This is a genomic window from Flavimaricola marinus, from assembly GCF_900184895.1.
In the GTDB taxonomy this organism is placed as follows: Bacteria; Pseudomonadota; Alphaproteobacteria; order Rhodobacterales; family Rhodobacteraceae; genus Flavimaricola; species Flavimaricola marinus.
In genome coordinates this window covers 22,526-29,178 of record NZ_FXZK01000021.1, presented here as the reverse complement: position 1 = coordinate 29,178, position 6,653 = coordinate 22,526, and the positions used below count along the sequence as shown (strand labels likewise).

Genomic DNA, 6,653 nt, shown 5'->3' with positions numbered 1-6,653 from the left:
TTTTTGAAATTCAACCTGATGGACTGAGTGCGTTTCCTATCCCAGCGGCCAATGCTTACCAAAAGTCACAAATTTGCAATCTGGCTGGCACATTAAAGTTAACCTCCGAGAAGCGCCTAGCCCTGCAAACTGCTCTTGCCCGACGCATCCCCGACCTCTGCCCGCCAGAGCGCGAACCAAAGCTCAACACCAAACTCAAGGAATGGTGGACCTTGCCCGACTTCGCCGCCTTCCGCGCCGAGGTGAAGAAGGTGTTCAAGGCCGACATCCCGCTGGCCGATCGCTCCGACTGGGAGGACTGGATCAACCGCGACCGCGCCGAGATCGCCCGCCTGACCGCCGAAATCGCTCAGGCTGAAGCCCAGATCGACAGCATCGTCTATGACCTGTTCGACCTGACCGAAGACGAAATCGCCCTGCTAGAAAGCGCGGTTTGACGTGACAGATCAGAAAATTAAACCCGCCATCCTAAATTTGTATCTGGACGATTCCGGCACACGTCACCCAAGCCGGAAGCCTGGGAAGAAGCCTGCGCATGGCTATGACTGGTTTGCCCTTGGCGGTGTCCTGGTCCGTGAAGAGGACGAAGAGGAAGCTCGCCGTCTGCACGCAGCCTTTGTTGAAAAATGGGGTGTCACCGCCCCTTTGCACTCGTCTGAAATCCGGTCCCAGAATGAAGGTTTCCTATGGCTTCGGGGCAAGTCGAAAGACGAACAAGGCGCGTTCTATGAAGACCTCTACGGTCTCATGCGCGATGCGCCGGTGATCGGTATTGCCTGTGTCATTGATCGTCCAGGCTATAACGCCCGGTATGCGGCTCAATACCTCGAAAACCGCTGGATGCTGTGCAAGACGGCTTTCTCTGTCGTTGTCGAGCGGGCTGCAAAGTTTGCAATCGGCCAGGGCCAGCGGCTTCGTGTGATGCCGGAGAAGTGCAACAAGACGGAAGACGCTGCTTTGAAGGCGTATTACGCCGAGTTACGAACTGATGGCCTGCCCTTCGATACCAAGAATTCCGGAAAGTATGCACCGCTCACCACGGAACAGCTCAAGACCACGCTTTACGATCTACGGTTCAAGGCCAAATCATCGCCCATGGCCCAGCTTGCAGACCTCTACCTTTGGCCCGTTTGTATGGGTGGCTACAACTCTGGAAACAGGCCATATCGCCGCCTTCGGGATGATGGGAAACTGATCGAATGCATTCTGGACGATGCTGATCACGCGACTCTGGCAACAAAATACAGCTGCTTTGAAGGCGTTGATCGGAAAGCATAAACCCCGCCACAAGGGGCGGGGTATGGCGACCGCACAGGCGATCTCGTAGGCTAAGCCTGCTACGGCATGTAACGTGTTTCAGTTAAGAAACCAATAATTTTTCGCATAACGTAACTTTTCTTGATCACGTGCTGTTCCCAATCCCGCGCAAACGATCGTTCGCTGGTATCCCCCGTTCATCACCAAGCAACCCCCTCATGCGCGCGTAGCCGCTCTGTACGCCGCTTTCAGCGGCTGCCACGTGGACGGCCCCAGGTTTCGGCTACTGTCAGCTCGTCTACCCTGAATATGCCCCCCATCTTCTGACCTGATGCCCCAAAGCCGTGCGAAATGTGGATCGAGCGTCTTTACCATGTAGAGCTTGGCACCCTCATCGTTGGTAATGCTTCGAATGTCCAAAGCGCCAATGGGAAGAGTGGAAAACCCGAATTGCTGGCGAAGACGGCGATCAAGGGCCACAGCAAACCGCGCGGAGTTTTCGGGGCGGACATGAAGCGTCCAATGTGTATGCGGCTTTCCCGAGGAATTCTCGTGGACGTGACTGTAAGTTGGAGTCCCATTGGCAGGCAGATTGGGTTTTCCGTTACGGATAGTGCCTCGATTTGACCATGGTTGAAACCATCGTGCTTTCAAGAAGCGAAAATCCTTTTCAATTGTTTCGGCCGTGCTGCCGAGTTGCCAAAATCGGATTGTGACTAACGTATTGAACGGTCGCCCGTGGGTTCGTGCCGTCCTCGGGCCATGCAATATGGTGGTTCCTGCTTTTCGTCCAATTTGCCCCATCAGTTGTCCCTTATATTGTGGGTGTCAGGCGCACATATACGATTGATTGTGCACGCGCCTCTGTCACATGATATAATCACATGCAGAATATGAAAAGCTTTGTTCACTAATCGTTCTTCTTCGGCACTAGCGCGGCGTCTAGCACTTTAGGTCAATAGGATTTCCGCTTTCGGGCATTTCATGCCCATCCGCGCGAAGCGCCGGGCCTGTCGGCGGGTGGCCTTCAGGCTGCCCGCCGACAGGTCACCCTGAAACCGCCCACACCCAGGATCACACCACAACGCAAAAAGGCCCCCGCCTGCTGACGGGGGCCTCGATCATTTCTGGCGGTGCGGACTGCTACTCGGCGGCCATCCTGTCGGCCTGCGCCGTGTGGGTCATGATGTAATCGACGGCCTTCTGCGCCTCGGAAGCGGCGCGGAATATCGCGCGGCTGTCTTCCTTCATCGCCTCAAGCCATCCTTCGACATAGGCCGCGCTCTGATCGAACTCAGGCTCCACCCCGATCTGCGCGCAAAGCATGCAGTTTCCGATTTCCGCGACCAGCTCCTCGAAGGCGTAGGCCTTGCGGTCGTTGAACCGGCCCAAACGGTCCAGCCGCTTTGTCGCTCCTGTCCAGTGGGTCAGCTCATGCGCCAAGGTGCCGTAATACCCTGCGGCCCTGTGAAAGGTCGCGATCCGCGGCATGTGGATGCGGTCCGTCTTGATGTTGTAATAGGCGCGCGGCTCCTCGGTGGTGTCGATCTGCGCGCCACTCGCGGCAAAGAACGCCTCCAGCTCGGGGTCGGCCATGGTGCCAAGATCACGGGGCGGATCGGGCAGGATGTAGAATTCAGCGGGTAGGCCCTCGATCTGGTCGGCGTTGAACACGCGGTAGGCCTTGGCATAGGGGATCTGGCGTTCCTCACCGTTCTCGTCTTCGCGCTCGACGGTGCCATACTTCACGACAGTTGCGGATTTCTCGCCCTTGCGGACATGGCCCCCAAGCTGCTTGGCCTGATTGAATGTCATCCAGCGGGCTGAGCTATAATCCCTGGCCATCGCCGTCGCCCAAAGCATCAGGATGTTGATGCCTCGATAGGCTTCGCCGTTGAACCGTTCCGGCAAGCTGGCCGATACCCCGCCGCCGGTCCACGGCTTGCGCCAGGGCGGTGTTCCCGCCTCGATCTGCGCGATGATCTGGTTGGTGACATGGGAATAAACGTCAAACTTCTCTGCGGTCATTTGTGACCCTCCTTCGCGTGACGCGGTCCGGGCCTCTTGCCCCTTTCCGCCAATGGGCGGGCCTTCCTTCTCTGTTGTCTGGAATGCCCATGCATTCCGGACGGCAGAGCAGGTAAGGGCAAAGCCCGTCCTGCGGCCTGGCGGGGCCGTGACAACCGGGTGGAGGGCGTGAATTTGGGAGGGAACCGCGCGCCTGCGCGTGGGAGGAACCGGAATTCTCGACCGGAACCGACGCCACAGGCGGCGCTTGCCGGTTTTCTCGGACCTGCCAGGATGGCAGGCGGATCAAGAGGATTTGGAAACTGTCAGGGGTGGGGTGAGCGGGCGTCAGCCCGTCGATCCCCTGGCCTGTCTATCGCTCAAAGCGAGACCGGCGCATCGCCGGGATCACAAATTTACACCAAAGTGAAGGTTACCAAGATCAGCCTCAACGGCTCTAGCTCGCCTTCGTTGATCGACTGGTTCGGGGCCTACGCTTGGTCTTCGGTTTAACAGCGGGCTTGGCTGCTTCCTCTTCCTCCTCAAGGACGAGATTGCCCTCGTCATCAAGTTCATCCAGATCAAACGAACGGACTTCATTCGCCCTGACAACTAAGGCCTGCCACTTCCGCTCCTGAACATTGCCGTCCAGATACGCACGCTTCACGACATGATAAGGGTTGAAGAACACTGCATAGGACAAGTCGCCTAGCGGACCGGGCTTCAAGTCAATAAATCCAAGATTGGCGAGGCGTTGCACGCGGTCCTTCCAAGTTCGCAGCGCACGCTGACCCTCGAACCCCGCATGAAATGCCATTTCCTCAGGGCGATTTAGGGTAAGAAAACGTTCTTCGCGCAAGCGAACCCACAGTTCTAAATAAGTGCGGCTGACTGGATACCCCTTGCCAGACAAATCATCCATTATGCTCATCATCAAAGGCATGAGGCGGGGCACTGCCGACCAACCATCGCTATCTATGCTCCAGAGCATTCTTGGATCAAGCTCCGGCCATAGCTTCGACCGGATTTCCACCTGCTTCTTCAATATCTCTTTTTGCGATCGGCCTGCCATTGTAGCGTCCTTATAAATAGGCGGGTCCGGGTGTGGACCCCGGACCCTTCGCTAGCGGCATCGCACAGACACCCCGTTGGTCTGTCGCTTTAGTGGTTCGGCTGGGTTTGGACCCGCAGCTAGCTCACTCTGCCTTCACGATAGGGCTAAAATGACAGATTAAGCGCGCAAAGTCGAATGCCAAGTTTCGCTATCTTGTCTTGAGTATAACCTATATTTGTCAATTTCCGATGCTTAGTTGGATTATAATGTGTCAACTCAAGATACGAGTTGGACCATATGCGCAATCGACCGTACCTCAAACTACTGTAATAAAATCTAAATTCATTTTTTTCACGGTATCGGGGTGTCGGGTTATGCGGTCTCGCGGTATCGTGGTGTCGTGGTATGGGGGTGTTCGAGGGGGGGGGTCACCAAAAATCAGGCTATCTCAACCCTAACCGGCTCAGGACACCACGCCTGCTTTCTTGACCAACCAAAAGCCGTTTCTCGAATTCGACATTCGACGGCAGGCTTACCAGGGTCAGACGCCACAATGTCTTGTCGTGCGGCCAGCTCGGCGGTCGCCAGTCCTGACGTTCCACTCCGACGATCTCCATGCAGTCTGGAAAGTGCAGCCACGGAACCTGCTCGCCACTGGGAGAGTCGCCAACCTGCTCCTGTGGGGCATCGAGGAACGTGAACCCATCTGCCTCCGTCCCGTCCAAAAAGAGGAATCGTGCGGTTTCCTCCTCACCTGGGCAAAGCCCGCTCACGGCAACCCAGTCACCGCAGGTCGGGGCCTTCGCGGCGTCCAGAACAACGCGCCATTTCTTCATCTTGGCCACCCCTCCGCAAACGTCTTTCACCGTTCTCTGTCTCTGTCGCGATCGCGGCCCTGCCCGCGCTCGGACGCATTATCACGCCCGCGCCCGAGAATGTCATCCCACCGCCCTTGGTCACGGCCCTCGCCATCACGGGCGACGATGTCCCGCTCGACGGCGGCGGCATCACGTTCCTGCCCGATATCACGCCCACGCCCAAGGATGGCGTTCAGACGCTCCCGAATAGGATCGTCGGAAGGGGCGCGCTCGCGCCCGACATCCGGCGCTTGCACCTCAGGTCGATCAACGTCGCACCCCAACACTGCCGCTCGGCGCGCGTCCATATCGCCACCCCGCTCGGCACCAGCCTGCGGCCTCTCAACCTCGCCCATAACCCTCTCCTTGATCCGTGACATCGCCGCCTCGGCGCGGCCCCAAAGCTGATCCAGCCGCTCGCGCGCGGTGGCAATGAAGGCGCGCCCGCGCTCCATCAGCTCAAGCCGCAATTCCAACTGCCGCCAGCCCAGCTCCTGGCGCTCAGCATTGCGCGCCTGCGCCGCGCGGAAAGCCTCGCCGCGCTCTGTGACGATCCCGCGTTTCTCCTGCGCATTGGCCGATGGGCCGATTTTCGGCTCGGGCTCGCGGCTGAGCTCGACCACCTTTTTCTCGTGCTCAAGCGCAAGCTCTTCCTGTCCGCCCCCCCGCGCGCGCTCGACCTGCTGCTCGGCTTCGGCGCGCTGAACATCGAGGGACCGATGGTCGATCCGCTCCGACCGCCCTGCCCGCTCAAGCGCCGTGTTCGCGTCCCGTGCCCAGGCTTCGCGCCAGCCCATCAGAAGGTCTGGCGCATTCCAGCTGCGGTCTTTCTTCCCGAACCCCTCGCCGGTCAGCTCCCGCATGGTCAGCATGACATGCGCATGGGGCTGACCGTGGCCATCACGGGCCTTGCCCTCGTGAACGGCCACATCCGCGATCATGCCGCGATCGACAAACTCGCGCTGCACGAACCCGCGCAACAACTCCAACCTCTCGCCCCGATCAAGCTCACGCGGCAGCGCCACTTCGATCTCGCGAGCAAGTTGGGCATCGCGCCGCTTCTCGACGGCTTCGACCGCGTTCCAGAGCTGGTCGCGGTCGCGCATCCAGTCGGGCGCATTTTCGGGGGCCATGATCTCGGAATGCACGACCCCGCCCTTGCGGCTGTAATCATGCTCCAACCCCTGCCGGTCATCCCGCAGCCGCCCAGCCGTCCGGTAGGCGGCGGCTGCGACCGATGACCGGCCCCCTGCCCGGCTGATCACTTTTGCACTGAGATGGTAGATCGCCACGGATCGAGCGCCTCTCTTTAAAACAGGGTCCAGCGCCTGGTTGCGCTGGTCGGGAGCGCGAGGGTGAAACCCTCGTTTAGGCGGCATCGCCGCCTTGGGGGGAAGCCGTCCGGCGCGGGGGTTTACCCCCATGAGGACGCGCACGTTGTCGAAGACAATGTATAAGCGCGCATTTAATTCTTTTCA

Annotated in this window: 6 protein-coding genes; 2 read left to right on the top strand and 4 right to left on the bottom strand. The window is 58.9% G+C overall.

Translation table 11 applies throughout. The features are described 5' to 3' along the window. The coding region (locus tag LOM8899_RS23625; protein ID WP_211096253.1) for a DUF8810 domain-containing protein at nt 1-437 on the top strand (437 nt) is incomplete at its 5' end. A 1-nt stretch (nt 438) separates the two neighbouring features. Further along, nucleotides 439-1,278, top strand: coding sequence for a DUF3800 domain-containing protein (locus LOM8899_RS21900; RefSeq protein WP_093994373.1), 840 nt, complete (start codon nt 439-441; stop codon nt 1,276-1,278). Between the two features lie 1,122 nt (nt 1,279-2,400). Here LOM8899_RS21900 and LOM8899_RS21890 read toward each other — a convergent pair. The 4 genes from LOM8899_RS21890 to mobQ all read right to left on the bottom strand — a co-directional run bounded on the left by LOM8899_RS21890 (nt 2,401) and on the right by mobQ (nt 6,467). Beyond that, nucleotides 2,401-3,285, bottom strand: coding sequence for an ArdC family protein (locus tag LOM8899_RS21890; protein ID WP_093994371.1), 885 nt, complete (start codon nt 3,283-3,285; stop codon nt 2,401-2,403). A gap of 436 nt (nt 3,286-3,721) precedes the next feature. Continuing rightward, nucleotides 3,722-4,336 (bottom strand): hypothetical protein, encoded by a 615-nt coding sequence (locus tag LOM8899_RS21885; RefSeq protein WP_211096252.1) that lies wholly within the window; start codon nt 4,334-4,336, stop codon nt 3,722-3,724. Nucleotides 4,337-4,761: 425 nt separating this feature from the next. Continuing rightward, nucleotides 4,762-5,154, bottom strand: coding sequence for a hypothetical protein (locus tag LOM8899_RS21880; protein ID WP_093994370.1), 393 nt, complete (start codon nt 5,152-5,154; stop codon nt 4,762-4,764). A gap of 26 nt (nt 5,155-5,180) precedes the next feature. Further along, nucleotides 5,181-6,467, bottom strand: a complete 1,287-nt coding sequence (mobQ, locus tag LOM8899_RS21875) for a MobQ family relaxase (RefSeq protein WP_093994369.1) — start codon at nt 6,465-6,467, stop codon at nt 5,181-5,183. Between the last annotated feature and the right edge of the window lie 186 nt (nt 6,468-6,653).

Bases quoted from the DNA above. Each gene is read 5' to 3' on its own strand.
- LOM8899_RS21890 (WP_093994371.1), bottom strand. From the start codon at position 3,285: ATGACCGCAGAGAAGTTTGACGTTTATTCCCATGTCACCAACCAGATC.
- LOM8899_RS21885 (WP_211096252.1), bottom strand. From the start codon at position 4,336: ATGGCAGGCCGATCGCAAAAAGAGATATTGAAGAAGCAGGTGGAAATC.
- LOM8899_RS21880 (WP_093994370.1), bottom strand. From the start codon at position 5,154: ATGAAGAAATGGCGCGTTGTTCTGGACGCCGCGAAGGCCCCGACCTGC.